Origin of the sequence: Psychrobacter sp. NG25 (genome assembly GCF_015234355.1) — a bacterium.
Lineage (GTDB): Bacteria > Pseudomonadota > Gammaproteobacteria > Pseudomonadales > Moraxellaceae > Psychrobacter.
In genome coordinates this window covers 128,745-148,741 of the sequence record NZ_JADGMV010000007.1, presented here as the reverse complement: position 1 = coordinate 148,741, position 19,997 = coordinate 128,745, and the positions used below count along the sequence as shown (strand labels likewise).

Annotated in this window: 12 protein-coding genes; 6 read left to right on the top strand and 6 right to left on the bottom strand. The window is 44.5% G+C overall.

Annotated elements, in window-relative coordinates:
• Positions 1-35 precede the first annotated feature (35 nt).
• The 3 genes from IPZ60_RS11740 to IPZ60_RS11730 form a co-directional block, all read right to left on the bottom strand.
• The gene (locus tag IPZ60_RS11740) at positions 36-455 is read right to left on the bottom strand and encodes a hypothetical protein (RefSeq protein WP_194197960.1); all 420 of its coding nucleotides are present in this window, start codon (positions 453-455) and stop codon (positions 36-38) included.
• A 141-nt stretch (positions 456-596) separates the two neighbouring features.
• The gene (gene lnt / locus IPZ60_RS11735) at positions 597-2,180 is read right to left on the bottom strand and encodes an apolipoprotein N-acyltransferase (RefSeq protein WP_194197959.1); all 1,584 of its coding nucleotides are present in this window, start codon (positions 2,178-2,180) and stop codon (positions 597-599) included.
• 414 nt (positions 2,181-2,594) lie between these two features.
• Positions 2,595-3,494, bottom strand: a complete 900-nt coding sequence (locus IPZ60_RS11730) for a CBS domain-containing protein (protein WP_194197958.1) — start codon at positions 3,492-3,494, stop codon at positions 2,595-2,597.
• A 276-nt stretch (positions 3,495-3,770) separates the two neighbouring features.
• Here IPZ60_RS11730 and IPZ60_RS11725 point away from each other — a divergent pair, with 276 nt between their 5' ends.
• The gene (locus IPZ60_RS11725) at positions 3,771-5,135 is read left to right on the top strand and encodes a DUF4105 domain-containing protein (RefSeq protein ID WP_194197957.1); all 1,365 of its coding nucleotides are present in this window, start codon (positions 3,771-3,773) and stop codon (positions 5,133-5,135) included.
• On the opposite strand, the gene IPZ60_RS11720 is transcribed toward IPZ60_RS11725, so the two are convergent.
• Entirely contained in the window at positions 5,132-5,734 is a 603-nt protein-coding gene (locus IPZ60_RS11720; protein WP_194197956.1) for a YcgN family cysteine cluster protein, read from the bottom strand. The genes IPZ60_RS11725 and IPZ60_RS11720 overlap by 4 nt on opposite strands.
• Before the next feature lie 145 nt (positions 5,735-5,879).
• Between IPZ60_RS11720 and IPZ60_RS11715 the strand changes: the two genes are divergently transcribed.
• The 4 genes from IPZ60_RS11715 (at position 5,880) to mutY (ending at position 12,716) form a co-directional block, all read left to right on the top strand.
• Positions 5,880-6,617, top strand: coding sequence for a dienelactone hydrolase family protein (locus IPZ60_RS11715; RefSeq protein WP_194197955.1), 738 nt, complete (start codon positions 5,880-5,882; stop codon positions 6,615-6,617).
• 312 nt (positions 6,618-6,929) lie between these two features.
• Positions 6,930-10,142, top strand: a complete 3,213-nt coding sequence (locus tag IPZ60_RS11710) for a DUF2339 domain-containing protein (RefSeq protein ID WP_227669346.1) — start codon at positions 6,930-6,932, stop codon at positions 10,140-10,142.
• A 132-nt stretch (positions 10,143-10,274) separates the two neighbouring features.
• A complete protein-coding gene (ylqF, locus tag IPZ60_RS11705; protein WP_194197954.1) occupies positions 10,275-11,231 on the top strand; it encodes a ribosome biogenesis GTPase YlqF in 957 nt (318 codons plus the stop codon).
• A 243-nt stretch (positions 11,232-11,474) separates the two neighbouring features.
• Positions 11,475-12,716, top strand: coding sequence for an A/G-specific adenine glycosylase (gene mutY / locus IPZ60_RS11700; protein WP_194197953.1), 1,242 nt, complete (start codon positions 11,475-11,477; stop codon positions 12,714-12,716).
• A gap of 135 nt (positions 12,717-12,851) precedes the next feature.
• Here mutY and IPZ60_RS11695 read toward each other — a convergent pair whose 3' ends face one another.
• Both IPZ60_RS11695 and rapA read right to left on the bottom strand, forming a co-directional pair.
• Positions 12,852-13,754, bottom strand: a complete 903-nt coding sequence (locus IPZ60_RS11695) for an acyl-CoA thioesterase II (protein ID WP_194197952.1) — start codon at positions 13,752-13,754, stop codon at positions 12,852-12,854.
• A gap of 384 nt (positions 13,755-14,138) precedes the next feature.
• A complete protein-coding gene (gene rapA, locus IPZ60_RS11690) occupies positions 14,139-17,027 on the bottom strand; it encodes an RNA polymerase-associated protein RapA (RefSeq protein WP_194197951.1) in 2,889 nt (962 codons plus the stop codon).
• Positions 17,028-17,672: 645 nt separating this feature from the next.
• On the opposite strand from rapA, the gene IPZ60_RS11685 reads away from it, so the two are divergent.
• Positions 17,673-19,982, top strand: a complete 2,310-nt coding sequence (locus IPZ60_RS11685) for a sensor histidine kinase (RefSeq protein ID WP_194197950.1) — start codon at positions 17,673-17,675, stop codon at positions 19,980-19,982.
• The last annotated feature ends 15 nt before the right edge of the window (positions 19,983-19,997 follow it).

Sequence of the window (19,997 nt, the reverse complement as noted above, 5' to 3'; positions counted from 1 at the left end):
GTAGCACTATTAGGTCAAAATGACCATGCTACAGACTACTGTGCCGCTGCCGTATCATCAGCTGCGTCGCCAGCTTCCAAATCACCGTCCGCTTGCTCTGCGGTCAAGTCAGCATCAGCCACAGCAGTTTGGCTTACGGTGCCAGAGGCAGTCGCGGTACCTGCTTCGGCAGTCACTACTGCGCTGTCAGTAGAACCTTCAGCAGTAGAATCTCCAGCATCTGTGGCTGGCGTGACAGTTGCATCTGCTGCAGTGTCAGTTTCTGCTGGTGCTGTTTCATCAGCTGGCGCAGCAGCGGCTAATTCTTCAGCAGTCTGAACAGTAATGTGCTGTCCTGCTGGACGTAAAAATCCAGAAACACCAATAAGTAAGACAATACCTAAAAACAAGGCAATGCCACCTAAAGTGTATAACAGCTCTTTTTTTGGATTGTTATTGACGATACCTTCTGACATACCTGATCCACCTTGCACAAAATATTTGAAATATTGGCCTATTATATCGCAATTTGTACCGATTTGTTAAAACCCTTAAGTATTTAAAGGATTTATTATCGACAAATTTTGCCAGTCTCTTTTATAGTCGAGCACCATCTCTTATTTGCGTGACGCGCCCAAACGCAGTTGAGCAACCCCACGCTTGCCAAAATAGCTTAATAGCAATAGCAGCGCCATAATGAACAAAATAGGATAATTACCGAAGCGCATATAAGGCGTACTACCAACTCGCGCTTGGACATTGCCTCGTAATACGGTGCGCTCAAACTGCGGCGCACGCTCAACGATATGGCCTTTGTGATCGATAATAGCCGTGACGCCTGTGTTGGTCGCACGCATAAACCAACGACCATTCTCTAATGCACGCATCTGTACCATCTGTAAATGTTGCAATGGACCTGCCGACTTGCCAAACCATGCATCGTTTGAGATCGTCAATAAAAAGTCCGTACCGACTGCATTCCTACGGGTGGTATCAGGATAGGCCACTTCATAACAGATTGCCGTACCTAAGTTATGACCACGTACACGCAGTGGTGACTGCTCGTCATTGCCACGGCTATAGCTCATGATGTCTTTACTACCAGCCAAGTCAGGTAACACATCTAGTAACCCTTGGAATGGAATGTACTCACCAAATGGTACCAAGCGCTGTTTTTTATACAACCCTTCTCCCTGTGCACCTAAAGCCATCACACTATTATAAAAAGGTGCATATTTATCGGTGCTGGCATCATAAGCAGCTTGGTCTACATACGGTATACCAGTTACCCATGTCGTATCAGTCTCATTGGCCAGTTTTGCCATCTCATTAATAAAATCAGCCGCGGCTATCTGAGACATGGGAATCGATGATTCAGGCCATAACACAAGATCACTTCCCCACTCTGTGCTCGTTAACATTGCATAGATGTTAAGGGTTTCAAGTTGATATTCATTCAACCATTTTAGGTCTTGAGGGATATTACCTTGAATCAACGATACCGATAGATCAGGCGTACCTTTTGGCTTGGTCCATTGTGGATTTATCAGCCATAACGCGCTGCTAATCACTAACAGAGCGATCGAAGGAATCATATAACCGCCACGGCGACGCAACAGCTCGACCAAGCTGGCTGCCAATAATACAGCAACGAACGAGATAGCAAACACCCCAGCGACTGGTGCGAGCGATGACAGCCAAGCTTGATCTGTAAAGGCATAGCCAACGAACAGCCACGGAAATCCAGTGAGCAACCACGTCTTCATCCACTCTTGTAGTATCCAAAGCGCGGCAAAGGACAACGGCTGACGGCCGACCACTCGATTGAAAACCAGTGCTAAAAATCCATGGAACAAGCCCATGCCTAGCCCCATAATGGCAATCATCAGTAGCGCAAGCCATACTGGAATGGCACCATACGTATGAATAGAAGTGTAAAGCCAAAATGCCCCAACACACCATAACCCTGTGCCATAAGCTTGACCGATAAGAAAAGCACGCTTACCACTCATATCAGGCATCAATAGTGCATATAAAATAGCAGGCGACACCAATGCTACAGGCCACACACCATAGGGCGCGAGTGCAAAGATAAACACCGCACCTGCCAGCAAGGCAATTAGCACGGTCAATGCTAGAGGTAAGCCCTTTGGTTTCTCGGGGTTCAGGCGTTTTTGCAAATCAACAGTAGACAGACGCATAGCAGGTATCCAAAACCATATTTTTCAAAATTTTAAGCGTCAGCATTCAGGTAAAAACCAAGCTGAAACTGACCGTATAATATTCCATACCGTATCTAAAAATTAAACCTGCCCATAATACCAGTCTCAACCCATTAATAGGTAACATTGCGTAGCATGCACTAATCACAGACCAAAAAAAACACGACCGCAATCGTGTTTTTTTATATTTCTCGATAAGCTTTTAGATGACTAGGGCGTGTCCTCATTTTAAAAATGGTGATAAAAATGAGATAAATCGCAGTCAAACAAGGAAAATAGCGCAGATAATATCGAGATATTAGTCAGCTATTTGACGCCATTTGGCAAGATTTAGCCATTTTTAACCCATTTAGATAACTATCGATTGAATTGAGGACACGCCCTAGCACCAGATCAATGACTGCCTATCAAAACTTGCTGATTAACATCTGTTTTGGTCAACTCTAAGTTTTGGATAAAACGTCCTTCGACATCAGTAATGGTGATTTTCCAATCATCTATTATGACGCTCTCACCTTCTAGATCACCCACGAAGCCAAGTGCTTGCATGACCAGGCCGCCCATCGTATCGACATCGGTATCATCAAAATGACAGCCAAGCTCATCATTACAGTCTTCTATCACCGTAGACGCCTGCACACGCCACGTATTTGGCTTTTCAGGATCGGCGATAATGTTATTAATATCGCTGTCTTCATCAAAGTCATCATGCTCATCGACGATATCACCAACAATTTCCTCGAGCAAATCTTCCATGGTGACCACACCGCCAAAGTTACCAAACTCATCGACGACAATTGCCATATGTACTTGCGTACGCTGTAATGAGCGTAACAAGGTATCAGAACGCGCAGTTTCACTAATGTATAGCGGCTGACGCACCAAATCTCTGAGACGTTTACTGTCTATTTTATCTTCTTGGTCACGCACCATATGGACGAGAATAGGTATCAAATCTTTTGCCAATAGGATACCAATGACGGCATCATCATCTTGACTGTCAAAAACAGGATAGCGCGAGTGTGTGGTCTCAAGAATGATATCCATCACTTCGGCAAGACTGGTACTTTCATGCAGACCAACCACTTGCGGACGTGGGGTCATGATTTCACGCACTTGGGTCGCAGGCAGGTCGAGCACGCCTTCTAACATATCGACAGTATCAGGCTCTAAGAATTGACGCGAGTCTTGTACCAAACGAATCAATTCATCACGGGTTTCAGGGGCGGTCGATAGCCAGCGTTTTAAGCCGCGCATCGACCAACTACTCGGGCTGGGAGTGTCGTCAGACATGGTAGTGTGGTTTAACCTCTTTAGTTAATAAAAATTTAGTTAATAAAAATCAAAGTAAGAACAAACAACAGGTAAAACGTAGATGGGGATAAAAACTGTAAAAAAAATAAGTCGCGTATCATTAATTCAGTATTAAATCATAAACAAACCACGACAAATTAGCTTCACTTTATCTTATGACTCACCGACATTCAACGACAAATTCACTCAAATTGTATTGTCAGTGTGTTATGAATTTTGCTATGGTCAAAGCCTTTATCTACTAAGAAAAACGCTATGTCGCTACGTTCTGTTTTTTCTCGCCTGCTTTCGCCGCGCTCAAATCATCGTCGTTCAGATAATGACTTGGCTCGTGGTGACGTAAATAATAGCGGCCTAGATAACTGTAATGTAAATAATAACAACGTAAATAACCATAATGTAGAAAGCAACTCTCTGAAAGGCACTCCGTCAAAGTCTACGTGGCGACATTATATTGTGCAGTGTCTAATCATCATTACCCTGTTACTATCAGCCATTTGGTTGCTGCTTGCCATTTGGTATCAATTTGGCGAGCGTTCGGCGATCACTTGGTTAGCAGGGATAATGATTATTGGCGTACTGACAGCATTGCTCAAAAGCCGCTATTGGTCGAAAAGTGCTAAGCCATCAGATAGCCAACCCTTGACGAGTCAAGCAAAAACCAGTGGCAAAACCAGAACTAAGTGGTTAACGGCTTTATACGCTGCGATTTGGTTTTGTGGCGTTGGTTGGTTTTTTTCTATTGAGCCGCAGCAAGAACATGACTGGATGAGCGAAGTCAGCCAGCGTGTCTCTTATGAGCGTGATGCAACCAACCCTGATTTGATTACCTTGACCAATATTCGCAACTTTGATTGGCATACCGCCGAAGATGCCACCGCGCATTGGGATACTCGCACAATCGATATGTCCAAACTCTCTGGTGTCGATGTCATCAACTCTTATTGGATGGGGCCACTGATTGCCCATACCTTAGTCAGCTTTCGCTTTGAAGATGATCGACCACTCTCCTTTTCATTTGAGATTCGTAAAGAAAAGGGTGAGTCATTTTCTGCCCTCGCTGGGTTTTTTAGACGCTATGAGCTCAGCCTGATAGCTGCAGAAGAGCGCGATATTATCTACACACGTAGCAACGCGCGCGGCGAGCAAGTTTATCTATTTCCCGTTAGCAATTTGCAGCAGCACGAGGTCAAATCACTGTTTGAGTCTTACTTAACTGCTGCCGATGAGTTGAATGCAAAGCCTGCTTGGTACAATACGCTGGTCAGCAACTGTACCAATATTATTTTTTATATGGCGCGTATCGTCAGTGGCGATCGTCTGCCGTGGGATTATCGCATTTGGGTCTCTGGCTGGCTACCGAACTATCTATATAATGTCGGCATGTTAGATGCCGATCCAGAAAGCAATGGTCAGCCATGGACAATGGATACATGGTACGAGCATACCTATATCAACCCAAAGGTTAAAGGGTTTGATAATCAAGTAAATCTAGCGTCAGGTATCAATGGTCGCGAGTTCTCTGAGCAGATTCGTCAGGACATTCCTATCCCGCCACTGGCTGATTCACAAGATAGCGCGGAGGCCAAAGCCAAATCTGCGGCTCATTCTGCTAACTAGGGATTAATCCAGTTAACCACACGATCTTCCATTTCTTCATCAGACATGCCTGTTTCAGAGACACAGCGCCCTGCCACTCCGACATTGGCAACGCGCATTTTTTGCTGCGTCGCCATGGCATTTTGTGTCAATAATAAGTGCCAGCTTGGTAAGTTTTGTCCTTTATACAGACGCTTATACGCACAGTGCGATGGTAGCCACATCATTTGCGGCAGGTTGTCCATGGTCAGTTGAATACAATCTGGCACATGCTCTTGGCGTGTCGCATAGTGACCACAGTATCCCGTCGCACAGTCCATCAACTGACACGTGACGTCGGTGTACTCGACCAGCTCTTCGTCCACAGCTCCATTCTCATCCTCATCGATGTACTTAATTAAACAGCAACTGCCGCAGCCATCACATAAAGCTTCCCATTCGCTATGGTTCAACTCATCTAGCTTAAAGCGTTCCCAAAACTGTGGGCGCAATGTTTCAGACGCTTCATCCGATTCGCTGTCAGCAAACAGGCTCACGATTGGTTTAGTTTCTGATTTCACCTGCGAGACATAAACATCAGGTAAGTTATCAGCAGATTTGTTCAACAAATTCATAGTCATAGCGTCGCAGTAGCATTTTGATAAAGAGCGTTACACTATTATAGCTGTTTTTGCTGATTATGGGCGTTAAGGTAGTACAAGTTAGAAAAACGAACTATTACAATGACAAATAAATAAAACTCACAACATAAAAAAGGACAATAATATGTCAATTAAAACATTTGAATTAATCAGTACTACTGAAAATGGCATCGAACTTATCAGCTATGTCGCACTGCCAGAAAATGCATCAGACGATGCCTCAGTACCAGGTATTTTAGTGGCTCCAGAATGGTGGGGCGTGGTCGATCATCCGAAATCAGTAGTCGAGCGCTTGGCAGAAGCAGGTTATGCAGCAGTAGCGATGGATGTCTATGGTGAAGGTAAGCTGACCACCGATGCAGCGCAAGCCAACATGTGGATGGAGCAAGTACTTGAAGATCAAGACATGCTCATGGCACGTTGCCGTTTGATACTCAATGACTTTAGTGATCAATTAGCTGTTGATGGTGACAACTTAGCAGCGATTGGCTATTGTTTCGGCGGCAAAATCGTCCTAGATATGGCACGTGAAGGCATGCCATTGAAAGCGGTTGCCACATTCCATGGTAATCCATCACCAAAACAGCCAGCAGACAAAAACTTCAATGCAAAAGTATTGGTCGCCCACGGCCGTGATGACTCAATGGTCTCAATGAATGCCATCGAAGGTCTAAAATCAGAGCTAGATGCTGCCGATGTGGACTACACTATCGATGTCTATGACAACGCTAAGCATGGATTTACCAACCCGCATGCCGATGAGCGTGCTGCCAAAAATGAAGTAGATCTTGGCTACAACGAAGTCGCTGCCAAACAGAGCTGGGAAAACATGCTTGAGTTTATGAAAGCTAACTTGGCATAAGTTGCAATAACAGAGAAGTATAAAAGCTCTCGGTATACCGTAAAGGTTAAATAGCAAATAAAATAAAAGAAGGGCCGCTTAATATTTGAGCGGCCCTTCTTTTTGAGTAGCTTTTCATAAATGACCTTTCAAATATAGTCAAAGAAGTCTAAAACAGATACAAGGCAGCCGACTGCAAATTGTACAAGTAGTAAATTTAAGGAGGGTAACGCAGTAGCAGTTTAGTAGCTCTCTGACTATAAGTCGCAAGGACAGTATTGTACTTCTTAGCAAATAACGTCATTATCACTGCATTATAAGTTGTATTGAGTGATGAAGATGTTTTATCTATTGATAAACCAACTGGGTTGGTTGGCTTTTACCGCCCTATTAATTGTGGTGGTCGTACTCTACGTCAGAATTAATCGGCAGATTGGGCAGTTGCGCCGTGATGTGGGCAAACTACAAACCGAGCTTGGGCAGCAAAAAGTCAGTCACGCCACTCCCTCACGTATTCAATCAACCGAAAGCAACGCTGCTAGCAATAGTGATGCTACGAAAGAGAACCTGAGTGAAAGTTCAACTCTCAACACAATAGATGAAACGAATACAACAGCACAGACATGGCCACCATTATCGCCAACAACTGCATCACCAACAACTGCGACGGTCTCAAATCTACAAGCAAACCCTTTATCAAATCCGTTATTAAACCCTTTGACAAATTCTTTATCAAATAAGGCATCGAACACCTCTGACAATGAGCCTACCGAAACATTAGGCTTGATAAAAAACAAAACGCCAACCACTGCGATTCAACCAGACGAAAGCTCCTTACCTATCGTCACCTCACTGTTCCACTCTGTTAAAAACTGGTTTTTCGGTGGCAATTTAGTGGTGCGTGTCGGCGTGTTGGTGCTACTCGTGGGCGTGGTATTACTGCTGCGCTTACTCAGTGATTATATTGAGATTCCGATTGCTTTCAAACTCATGGCCATTGGTGGCACAGGGTTGGGGTTAGCAGCACTGGGGCTGAAACTAACCGAAAAACGGTTTTCTTATGGCATTACGTTACAAGGCGCAGGTCTAGCTATTACGTACTTGAGCACCTTTTTTGCTTATAGTGTCTATCAAATTATCCCAAGTTTACCGAGCTTTATTGGGCTTGGCATATTATCTGCCGTCACTGTTGCCCTCGCCGTCCGTCAAAACGCTTTCCCTTTGGCGTTGCTAGCCTTGTCTGGTGGTTTTTTCGCACCGATTTTGACCAGTGAAGATACAGGCAGTCTAGTTGCCTTGTTCAGCTATTATCTACTGCTAAATGTGGCCATTGCCATCATTGGACATTACCGCCCGTGGAAAATTTTAAATTTATTCGGTGTGACTGTGACCTTTGGCCTCGCCTATTATTGGGGAATCAGCGGAAATCTAGACGCTGTCATTGAGTCACAGCGTTGGTTATTGGCTTTGTTGGTTGCCTTACATTTGAGTCTTTACCTGTTTGTCGTGATTCGCTACGCACAACAAATCATCGCTTACAACACCGATAACGAGCAGGCAATTAATCAGGCCAATCGTACCAACTCTGACGACACCGAAAAACCAGATACTGACCAGCATACCTATCTATTTCCTATCGACACGGGATTATTATTTTCAGTGCCACTGATGGCATTCGGTTTATTTGCTGCGATATTAGATGGTATTCCTCATGCCTTAACCATCGTCAGTGCGATTTTAGGGACGATTTATCTTAGCTTAGGCTGGCTATTCGTCCAACGCAGTCAGCGTTATGCGTTGATTACCGAAGGCATGTTGGCACTCGGGTTCGGCTTTTTAGCCTTGGTCATTCCTCTCGCGTTGGATGCTGAATGGATTGCGTTTGGATGGTCAGTCCAAGGACTGGCTCTCGTGTGGTTCGGTAGGCGCTCCTTACGTGCATGGTCAGTATTACTTGGTCTGTTATTACAGCTCGTCAGTATCGGTATGTTAGTGCTTACTCTTATATTCTCTGGCAAAGACTATCCTGTTTTAGCCTTAAGTATTTCAGCTATTGCTTATCTAACCTCTGTCTTTATTTTACGTAGTAGCCACTCGCCAGCACTGTTAAATGATAGCTTGCGCGACGATTTATCCGATTCAACAATACTTAAAACGTCTACCACGACCTCAGACCCGATAGATACTTATGCCAATGCATTGGGTATCAGTACTGATGCCGCGCGCCAGTGGCTGACATCTATCAATAGTCGAAGCACAGCGTTCAATATCGTGTGGCGCAGTCCTAGATTCATACAGTTTTTGACGATGACTGCGATGGCGTGGGTACTGCATGTGCTGCTGCTTGATTTTCATCAGTGGTTTACCAGTTGGCAGCTGGCCACATCAACCATGATTGCGCTCGCAGCACTGATTACCCTTAGCATTTACTGGGTCATTAATCGTTATCATGCATGGACGGAAATCAGACAGCTTAGCCATGGCTTGTTATCACTGTTTTATCTGATGCTGATACTACAGCTACCACAAAAATTTGAGCAGCACTTAGACTGGACGACTGCAGACTGGTTGCTATTTGCAGGTTTACTCATTGGCTGGTTGGTTGTTGGACAGTTGTGGCTGAAAACATGGCATAAAACATGGCATAGCGATGAGCGTTCATCACATTATGATAATACGAGCTGGCTAAGTGCTGGCATCTTGGTTGTCGCAGCGGCGGCACACTACGGTCTGCCTGCCTCTGCTGGCGTGATGGCTGTCTTGATTCCAGCCCTATTCATAATCCTTGGGTTATGGGGTGGTTATCGCTATCGCCGTGATGACCAAACAGATAGACAGGCAAATGAACTGATAACTGAAACTACCACACAAGGGTTGTTGTACTGGTTTGATTGGCAACGGGCACTGCTAAATAGTGCAGCTATCTTTGCGCCAATTGCCCTATGTTGGGTCATCATTACCAACTGGTCTTATGATGGCGTGATTTGGGGTATGTCCTATTTCCCACTGTTGAACCTATATGACGTTACCTCAGGGCTGGTGCTACTCGTTGGTTTTAGCGTTTATTACCTGAATCAGCAATATCATAACGAGCAGCCAAACCAAAAGAATACGGCCATCCAAAAGAATATTCAGAAAGTATTTACCGCTAATAATTTGCTAATTGTTTTAGGTCTTGTTGGTTTTTGGCTGATATCCAGCATCCTTATCAGGACGCTTCATGCCTTTATTGGTACTCCACTATGGAATGACTATCAAGGCGGCGCGTGGCAGAGCGAGCAAGTGCAGACTGGACTGACCATGTTGTGGACGCTTTTGGCATTAATCGCCACTATTATGGCCAGCCGCTACTGGCAGCGTGCGCTTTGGTTTATGGGTATCGGACTATTGGGTGTGGTTGTACTCAAACTGGTGTTAGTCGATTTATCACAAACTGAGGCGATTTGGCGAGTCATTTCCTTCCTTGGCGCAGGTAGTTTGATTCTACTCATTGGTTATTTGGCACCGTTACCGCCGGCGCACGATGAGATAATGGATAAGACGTAATCATGACCTCACATGATGGTTAAGTGAAATTGTGGCGTGAGCAATGTGGTTCTGTAGTAAACTGGACACCATTAGAAAGTAAACGTAAATGGTTTTACTTTTAGCATTTTTTATAAAAGGTTATGAAAGCAGATGGATAAGAGAGCAAGTATTCAGTGGTTCCCTGGGCATATGAACAAAGCCCGTAACGAAATCAAAGAAATCATGCCACAGATGGATTTGGTCATCGAGGTCATCGATGCACGCATTCCTTATAGTAGTGAAAACCCAATGGTCGCGGCATTACGTGGCGAAAAACCTGTTATCAAAATCCTGAACAAAGCTGATCTTGCTGATCCAGAATTGACCCAAATATGGATGGATTATCTCGAGCAACAAAGCGGTGTCAGAGCCATTGCTTGTGATACCGAAAAAGCCAACGACGTAAAACGCATCATCGCCATCTGTAAACAACTCGTTCCTAATAAAGTCGGTACGGGTCGTCAAATCAAAGCCATGATCATGGGTATTCCGAACGTTGGTAAATCAACGTTGATTAACACTTTAGCAGGGCGCGCTGTCGCAAGAACCGGTGATGAACCTGCCGTGACCAAATCGCAGCAGCTGATTAAGCTGGACGATGACATCATGCTCTATGACACACCTGGCATGCTGTGGCCAAAAGTTGAAAACGAAAACTCTGGCTATCGTCTCGCAGCGACTGGCGGTATTCGTGATACGGCTTTTGACTTCGCTGATGTGGCCAGCTATACCGCTGAGTACTTAATGCATGCTTATCCTGAGCTGCTGAAAACTCGTTATAAAATTGAAGAGCTACCAAAGACCGATTGGGAGTTTTTTGAAGTCGCTGGGCGTAATCGCGGCTGTGTACGTTCGGGCAATCAAGTCGATACATACCGCATGTCTGAGATTCTGATTAACGAATTACGTAGCGCCAAGCTTGGACGTATTACGCTTGAGACACCAGCTATGACTGAGGCTGAAGAAATTGTGGTCGCTAAACAGCGTATCGCTGCTGAAGAAAAGAAAAAAGCCAAAGAAGAAGAAAAACGCTTACGTCGTTTAAAAACGCGGAAGAATCGGAAGTAAACGTCCACTAGGATATTTCATAGGGTGCGCCTAGCGCACCTGTTGTGTTTTTCTTAACCACCTCTAACATACCTAAAAATACGCTTAGATTTTACTTGGCAAACAACAGAGTCAATTGCCACTTTATCCAATAATACTGACGACAGAGCTCACCTATCTGCATCTTGTATCAATCGTATTACACCCCATAAATAACCTTAATATCAAATTTATATATCCCTGTTCAATTTACAAGGAATACTCTTGCCTACTCAATTTTCTCAGTCACCTACTGCCCTAAACTCCTTCGCCCCACGCCTACTAGATTGGTTTGCCGAAAACGGTCGCCATGACTTACCTTGGCAACAGCACCAGACTGACACGCCCAACCCCTATATCGTTTGGTTATCCGAAGTGATGCTACAGCAAACACAAGTAACCACTGTTCTGCCCTACTTTGCGCGATTTATGGCATCGTTTCCGACAGTGCAGGATTTAGCAGCAGCAGAATGGGATACCGTAGCAGAGCATTGGGCAGGACTTGGCTACTATGCACGCGCGCGTAATTTGCATAAAGGCGCTAAGCAGTTGGTCGTGGTCATCGATGAAACAGGCGAGTTTCCGCAGACGCTTGCAGGATGGGAAGCGATTTCAGGCGTCGGGCCGTCGACTGCTGGCGCGATTATGGCGATGGGATTGCATCATTATGGCGTCATCTGTGATGGCAACGTCAAACGAGTCATCACGCGCTGGGCAGCGATTGACGGCGATATTATCAAGTCTGCTACGACTAAAGAGCTGTGGGCACTAGCGGAACGCTTAACGCCTAGCAAGCATTCAGGATTATTTGCACAAGCGATGATGGATATGGGTGCAACCTTATGCACTCGTAGCAAACCTGCCTGCCTATTATGTCCACTGAAAGAAGACTGTCTGGCTCATGCACAAGGGCGCGAAACGGATTATCCCGTCAAAGCAAAAAAGCAGCCCAAGCCTAGTAAGTTTAGTAATGCACTATTAATTAAAAATACTGATGACGACATTTTATGGCTACAGCGTCCTGATAATGGTATTTGGGGTGGATTGTGGAGCTTACCTTTGCAGTTCGTAGAAAAAATTGAAGGTAAAGCGAGTGGCAACACTGCGAAAAAAGTAGAGGCTAACGATGACAAACCATCGGATATGCCAAATGACGTACGTAGTAATGAAAAAGTATATGAGACAGAATTTACCACCGCTGAGCAGATTATCAATGAGTGGATGATAAAAAATAAATTAGTAGCAGCGCCTATCAGTAAGACCTTATTAGATGACGCCCCTATCAAGCATTCACTGACGCACTTTCACTGGTATTTGACTCCGCAATCAGTAACTCTAAATGCTAAGCAAACTGCTGAAATAACTAAAGCACTGCAAGCTGCCGACATTAATATTAACTGGTTGAATGCTAACGATGCTCAAGCAACACTTGGATTACCACGCGCGATGGTCAAGATTTTAGAATAATCTTATAATCTATATTTCCGCACTATTCATGCTCAAACCAACTGATTAAACAACCATCTCGTATGCCATAAAAAAAGCGGCTCAGAATAATTCTAAGTCGCTTTTCTTCAATGCGCATAGTAAATCTATAAAGCGCTAAGACTTCGGCACACGTAATCGCATCAAGCCTTCTTGTTGTACCGTGGCAACCAGCTTACCATTTTGCCAAAACTGACCATGGTTCAGCCCTTTAGCATTAGACGTGGTATCACTCCACATATCGTATAGTAGCCAATTATTCAAATCAAAGTTACGATGAAAATGCATCGAATGATCGATACTGGCTGCTTGCAAACCACTGGTCATAAAGCTCACGCCATGTGACATCAATCCAGTACCCACTAAGTAAAAATCAGAAGAGAACGCCAATAATGCCTGCTGAATAGCCACTGGTTGATTGCCCAGCTCACGGATACGCAGCCAGTTAGCCTGCTTTGGTTTCATTGGTTCTGGATTGATAGGATCACGTGGTTTAACCGGTTTGATCTCAACATGACGACGACGCATAAAGCGTGATTTCAGCGCATCTGGTACTTTACCGATATGCTCACCTTTCAGGTCCTGCTCAGCGAGCAAGTCTTCAGGTGGCGGATAAACAGGCATGTCTTCCTGATATTCCAAACCTTCTTCCATCGGTGAAAACGAAGCAATCATTGAAAATATCACTTGCTCAACCGGTGGCTTACCACGTGCTTCTTTATATTGAATCGCCGTCACTTCGCGTGCAGACAGACTACGGCCATCGCGCAATCGACGCACCTGATAAATCACTGGCTGGTTGATATCACCACCACGCAAAAAATACCCATGCAACGAATGGCAAGGCTTGTCTTTATCCAACGTATGAGCCGCTGCCATAATCGCTTGTGCCAGCACTTGCCCACCAAAGATACGACTGCCGACATAGTCATGGCTCTTACCCTCAAACACATCAGGGGTAACTTCAATAAGCGCGACAGTAGCCAGCAGCTCATCTATCAGTTGCGAATAATCGGACATGACGATATGTTTCCTTATTTTTATCAAAAACGCTAACTATCTGAAGACAAGTGCCCAATCATATCAATATGATACAGCGACAAATCCTTTGCGTTTGAATTCAAAATAATATGAAATCACTTGCTGAAAGTACACAAGAGAGATTGTAAAACAAAAATACAGTCATAGCAGCGCTATCGCTAGTATTTATTATAAATAGAAAAAGGTAATCATATTACCCAATATCGATAGCTTTGGCTAGGTAGCGACAGACTACTTGGGAGTATCCATTTGATTGTTCGACTACGACGATAGATGACCATACATTGGTAAATGTCGATATTAGCCATAGAGAACGAGGCTTTTGATATCACCTCGTTCTTTATCTTTATCTTTATCTCAAAATTACGGCTTCACGGCTACTAGCACACGGATAGAATCAGGTACTAATGACAAGTTGCTTAATGCTTGCTCACCTTGTGCTTTTAGCTGCTCTAAGCGCTCAATCTCTGCAGGGCGCACGTTAGGGTTGATGGTTTGCAAATGTTGTAGGCGTTTGATTTCACGCGACCATTGCTGGCTAAAGCGCGTACTTGCTTGCTCACCAATCTCAGCCAACTGCTGACGGGCAATATCCTCAGCTTCATAATAACGCTGCTCAATCACGTCGCCACGTACTTTAATCACTTGGCGTGCACGGTTTTTATCCAAACGCTCAATATGCGGCATGATCATCTCAGCGCTGATACGTGCTGATAAATCACTGCCCTGCTCACTGATAAAGACGCGAATGTTTTGGGTGGTTAAGGTCGCTGGCAAATTGAGCATTTTTGGTGCAATGGCTTCTACGCGGAAATTCACTTCTAGCAGCACCATGCCTTGTGGTACAGCAGCGCTTTTCAGCATCGCAACTGTGGTATTACCAAAGGTACTGGTACTCGCCAGCTCATAGATAGCACGCATCAATGGATGCTCATGAGTGATAAATTCGATATCTTCACGTTGTAGCGCTTGGTCACGCTCAAAGGTCAATGTCATGCCATCTTCATCACCAAGTGGCAAACCATCGATATAGTCACTAATTTCAGTGCTATCAATCGGTGCGATAACCCACGAGCCATCACGCTGAATATTATGATCAATATTGGCCGAGGCAAAGAAACGCTCAATGAATTGCGGCAATAGATTATGACCATCAAAATCACGCATGGCATCAGCGATACGCCCAGCAACACGCGGACGGCATGAGTTATACTCAAGTAAGCGATCGCGACCAGCTTGTAGCTGTGCTTCTAGTCCCAATCGCGTCTGTAGCGCTTCGTCGATGATACCTTGTAAAACAACCTTGTTTTCGGCCGTATCTGCACCTTCTAGCATTGGCTTCAGAACTTGAATATATTGCTCTTGTACGCTCTGCGCTGTTGGTGAAATCTGATTGAACATATTGAGCGCATCGTTATACCAACGATACAGACGCTCTTGCGCCGTGCCCTGTACATAAGGCACATGCAACATGATTTGTTGCGTCTGACCAATACGATCTAGGCGACCAATACGCTGCTCTAAAGTATCTGGATTCGCAGGCAAATCCCATAGTATCAACTGACTCGCAAACTGGAAGTTACGACCTTCTGAACCAATCTCTGAGCACAATAGTATCTGTGCGCCTTCACTGTCTGCGAAGAACGCTGCCGCTTGGTCACGCTCAAGTAGCGTCATCTGCTCGGTAAAGATAGCGGTCTTGATACCTGCATGCAGACGTAATACCGCTTCTAAACTTTCAACCGTCGCGCCACTACGGGCAATCAACAGCACCTTTTGATGTTTCAGTTCGCCACGCAAGATATCAACCAACCAAGACACACGTGGATCATCTTCTAGCCAGCCACCATCAGGTTGGTTCTCTTCGCCCCATAGTTGCTCACGCAGTTTACCCGTGGTTTGATAGCTGTTAACCCATGCATCAGGTAATGGCAGCGGATAAGGCTGGCTGCTACGACCATAAAACCCTTTGACACTCTCACGAGTATTACGGAATAGGATACGACCAGTACCATGACGATCTAGCAGCTCGTTAAGTGCATAGGTACGCAGTTTTTCGTCGTCATTAATCCCTGCCAATTCATCAGCACCGAGCGTAAGCAAGCTACTTAACGCAGCGATTTGCCCGTCACTCAATGGCTTGTCTTCTATCAGTACACCAGCGACCGTTGCAGTCTCAGCAAAAGCGGCCTGACCATCGATAAACTCATCTAAATCATCGAAACGATCCGGATCGAGCAAGCGCAAACGAGCAAAGTGACTTTGTGCACCAAGCTGCTCAGGTGTCGCCGTCAATAGCATGACGCCTGCCGTCTCTTCTGCAAAGTCTGCGATCAAGTCATATTTATCGTTGCCGCCCTGTGCCTCATCCCAATGCAGATGATGCGCCTCATCGACGACCAATAAATCAAACCCTGCATCCATCGCTTGATCATACAAGTCAGGATGGTCAAGCAATAGATCCATACCAGCGATGATACATTGCTCAGTAGCAAAGACGTTCTGCTCAGGATCGTGCTCTTTAATCGCTGCCGTACGTACCAAGTCAAACAAGGCAAAATTTAGATTAAAACGGCGACGCAGCTCAATCATCCACTGGTATTGCAGACTGTCTGGCACCAAAATGAGTACGCGCTCAGCCTTGCCAGTCAATAGCTGCTGATGAATAATCAAGCCAGCTTCAATGGTTTTACCTAGGCCAACTTCGTCAGCGAGTAAGACACGTGGTGCAATGCGTTTACCGACTTCATGAGCAATATAGAGCTGATGCTCAATGATATCGACACGCGCACCCATCAAGCCTTTGAGTGGATGGCCAGCCAGCGCTGATTGCATACGCAAGATATCTTGACGCAGCTCATACCAATCACCACGTTCGATACGGCCAGCGAGCAGACGCTCAAGCGGCTTGGCAAGCGTGATGTTGGCAGCGAGACGAGTTTCCATAATGCCGCGCTCGTGTTCATCGACACTATATTTGAGCACGCCCATTACTTCATCGACAGCATTGACCGTGTAGCATTTGCCGTCTTGGTCATAGATGCTGTCACCAGCCTTGAATACGACGCGCGATAGTGGCGCAGAGTTTTTGGCATAGACGCGCGTCTCTTCGCTTTGCGGGAATAAGATATGCACACATCGGTCGTCAACATCGATGACCACACCCAAGCCAAGCTCAGACTCCGTATCAGATAAATAACGTTGACCAACGGCGAATTCAGTACTGTGCAATGAAGCGATAGAGATAGTCATAGGGCGATGTCTTTTGTACTCAGGTAGTAAGAAATTAGATAGATAGCTTAGAAAACAGCAATGGCGGCTAACAACCGCTAAATAAGGTTGTTCACACCGTAAAATGTCAAAAAAACATAAACGAAGTGCCACAACATTAATCAAGCCAGCAGTTTAGCCGACCATTATATAACGTTAGCGGGTAGATGAGTGCGTTAAGTTGACTTTTCAAGAGCAGATTCATGCAAGATTATGTCAATGCTAAGCATAAGTTGGTCATATAAAACAATAAGATAACGACTCGCAAGTATATAAAAAACATTTACATCATAAAATTGTTTCTATACTGTTACTTTATGAAAATAGATGTCTTTTTTGTTACGTTGGTTATTCATGTTTATTATTAATAAAAATATTTAGTGGCCCAATATCTAAAACCAGTCTTGTTCAAAACTGCACGGATATCACTGCTTTTATAGGTACTTAACTTTTAGATAAATATGACAGTTAAGTGCTGAAGCTATTCGCTTTACCTTTTCTTTTAGCACATTCAAAGTTTGATATTCGAATTGAGGACACGCTTTAATAATCACGGCTCTTTTTCTACCCAAAAATACTGCTGTTGGTATTTTTCGTACTTTATATAATTCAAGGATGAATACATTTATGAGTGCCTCCAAAAAAGTTGGCTTGCTCAACCAAGTCAGCACCCAAGTGACCGTTATTTTGTTTCTTGCTTTTGCCGTTGTTCTTGCCGTTGTCGTCTATATCGTCGAAAAAGAAGGTTATGAAAAAATCCGACTTGAGTCCGGAAAACTAGTGGCTCAACGAGGCAATACGGCAGTCAATAGCATCTCCTCAGATGTCAACCGTGTGATGCGTAGTGCGTTGCAGCTACAGCAAAGTGCCCAGACACTACCACTACAAGAAAACATTCTACAAGCCAGTACGGCCAATGCTTTTGATAAGCGAGACTATAGCTTGCTAGGCAGTGGTGGTATTTGGCCTGATATTGGTGCGCTTGGTGAGGGTGCAGCTACTCATCCATTTTTGATGGTACGCCAAGAGGGTGATTACCGAGCCATCCTAACAGATCCAAATCCTGCTAATCCTTACTATAAACAAGACTGGTTTAATAAGGTAAGAGCCCTCAATCCTGACGGTTGTATTTGGGCTGATGTGAGCCCCACTCAGACCAAGGGCGAGCTTGCTATGAGCTGCGGCGTGGCCATCGATCGTGATAATCAATTTTGGGGTGTGAGCACAGTTAATTTTACACTCAATCAATTACAAGAAAACATCGTCAATCTGAGTGAAAGCTCTGGTTCAGGCTATATTTTATTGCTTGATAATAGCAATAAGGTCATCGCCTCATCCAACCCCGAAAGCCTAAACTATATCGATGAAGAGTCTGGTACACCGCTTGATATTAAGCAAGTCATTGATTCAGACCCTGCTTGGCAACCTATCTTAGATTTTTTAGATACTCAGCATAGCGATATCATCAAACAAGTTGCGGCGAAAATCTCTCCAGAAGCCCAGCAAATCATTGCAACACTTAATAAAACGGAATCAACTGCTGTTAGTAGCTCTGAGCTTATCAATTATGCAGCTTATGTGAATGCCAGTGAAAACCATCAAAGTACGATGGACAGTCGCCTATTGCAGAATTTCGAGTTGACCAATGACAACTATTATAATGGTAGTCAGGCGTATGTTTTCCAGATTCCTGAAACCTACTGGAAACTCATCGTGGTACAGCCCGACTCTGCCGTCAACGCCATTGCAGATAACTTAAGCAAGAACCTGATCAGATCAATCATGTTAGCGTTACTTATCACCGTTGTGCTGATCTATTTCATGCTGACATTCTTGGCATTTAAACCATTGAAAGAGACCACAGACAAAATCTCTCTCGCTGAAAAATTGATTGATGACAAGCAATACAACAAGCTCAGCGAGGTCAAATTTGCGGGTGGACGTAATGAGATTGGTCTAGTTAACCACTCTATTAATGAGCTACTTCATCGCATTCAGTCTAATGAAGGTAAGCTTGCCAATATTAATCAACAGCTAGAAGTGAAAGTCGAAGAGCGTACCGCTGAGTTGCAAGACACCTTAAAAGAGTTAAAAAACTCACAATTGCAATTGATACGTTCTGAAAAAATGGCCACGCTCGGTCAGATGGTTGCAGGCGTTGCTCATGAAGTAAACACACCTTTATCCTATGTGCAGAACAACCTCGAAATCATTGGGCAATTGACAGCACAATATGAAGATTTGATTACTTTGGTGCAAGGGTTGAAGTCACTTAATACTAATGAAGCAGTGCCTACCACTGAAATCGAGAAATTATTGGCAGATATCGTTCGTGCCTCTGATGAAATCGAAGAAGATGACCTATCAGATGAGCTCAAAGAGCTGATTAAAGATTCCTTATTCGGGGTAGAACAGATTACCGAGATGGTACTCAATTTACGTAATTTTGCACGTCTTGATGAGTCAAAAGTCAAAACGATCGATGTTCGCGAATGTATAGAATCTTCGCTAAAAATCGCTGGTAATTCTATTAGACATCAAGAGATTGTCACCAACTTTGGCACAACGCCTGAAATCAAATGCTCACCATCACAAATCAATCAGGTGCTGGTCAACCTATTGAACAATGCCTCGCAAGCCATGGATGGCAATCCTGATGACAAAATCGAAGTGCGTACCTACGCTGATGATATCAACGTTTATATTGAAGTCAGTGATAACGGTAAAGGCATGAGCCAGTCCGTATTGGATCAAATCTTTGAGCCGTTCTTTACCACAAAAGCAGCAGGTGAAGGTACTGGCCTCGGCATGGCTATCAGTCAGCAAATTATGGAACAACATAATGGTGCGATTCAAGCCACCTCAACCGAAGGCGTTGGCACGGTATTTACCCTAACCTTACCCATCGATAATAATTTAACAGAACAAAATATGTAAGCATAAGCGAAGCGT

Coding starts and splice junctions, on each gene's coding strand:
- rapA (WP_194197951.1), bottom strand. CDS start 17,027: ATGACTATCTCTATCGCTTCATTGCACAGTACTGAATTCGCCGTTGGT.
- IPZ60_RS11730 (WP_194197958.1), bottom strand. CDS start 3,494: ATGTCTGACGACACTCCCAGCCCGAGTAGTTGGTCGATGCGCGGCTTA.
- IPZ60_RS11715 (WP_194197955.1), top strand. CDS start 5,880: ATGTCAATTAAAACATTTGAATTAATCAGTACTACTGAAAATGGCATC.
- IPZ60_RS11720 (WP_194197956.1), bottom strand. CDS start 5,734: ATGACTATGAATTTGTTGAACAAATCTGCTGATAACTTACCTGATGTT.
- IPZ60_RS11710 (WP_227669346.1), top strand. CDS start 6,930: ATGAAGATGTTTTATCTATTGATAAACCAACTGGGTTGGTTGGCTTTT.
- IPZ60_RS11685 (WP_194197950.1), top strand. CDS start 17,673: ATGAGTGCCTCCAAAAAAGTTGGCTTGCTCAACCAAGTCAGCACCCAA.
- IPZ60_RS11695 (WP_194197952.1), bottom strand. CDS start 13,754: ATGTCCGATTATTCGCAACTGATAGATGAGCTGCTGGCTACTGTCGCG.
- ylqF (WP_194197954.1), top strand. CDS start 10,275: ATGGATAAGAGAGCAAGTATTCAGTGGTTCCCTGGGCATATGAACAAA.
- IPZ60_RS11725 (WP_194197957.1), top strand. CDS start 3,771: ATGTCGCTACGTTCTGTTTTTTCTCGCCTGCTTTCGCCGCGCTCAAAT.
- lnt (WP_194197959.1), bottom strand. CDS start 2,180: ATGCGTCTGTCTACTGTTGATTTGCAAAAACGCCTGAACCCCGAGAAA.
- IPZ60_RS11740 (WP_194197960.1), bottom strand. CDS start 455: ATGTCAGAAGGTATCGTCAATAACAATCCAAAAAAAGAGCTGTTATAC.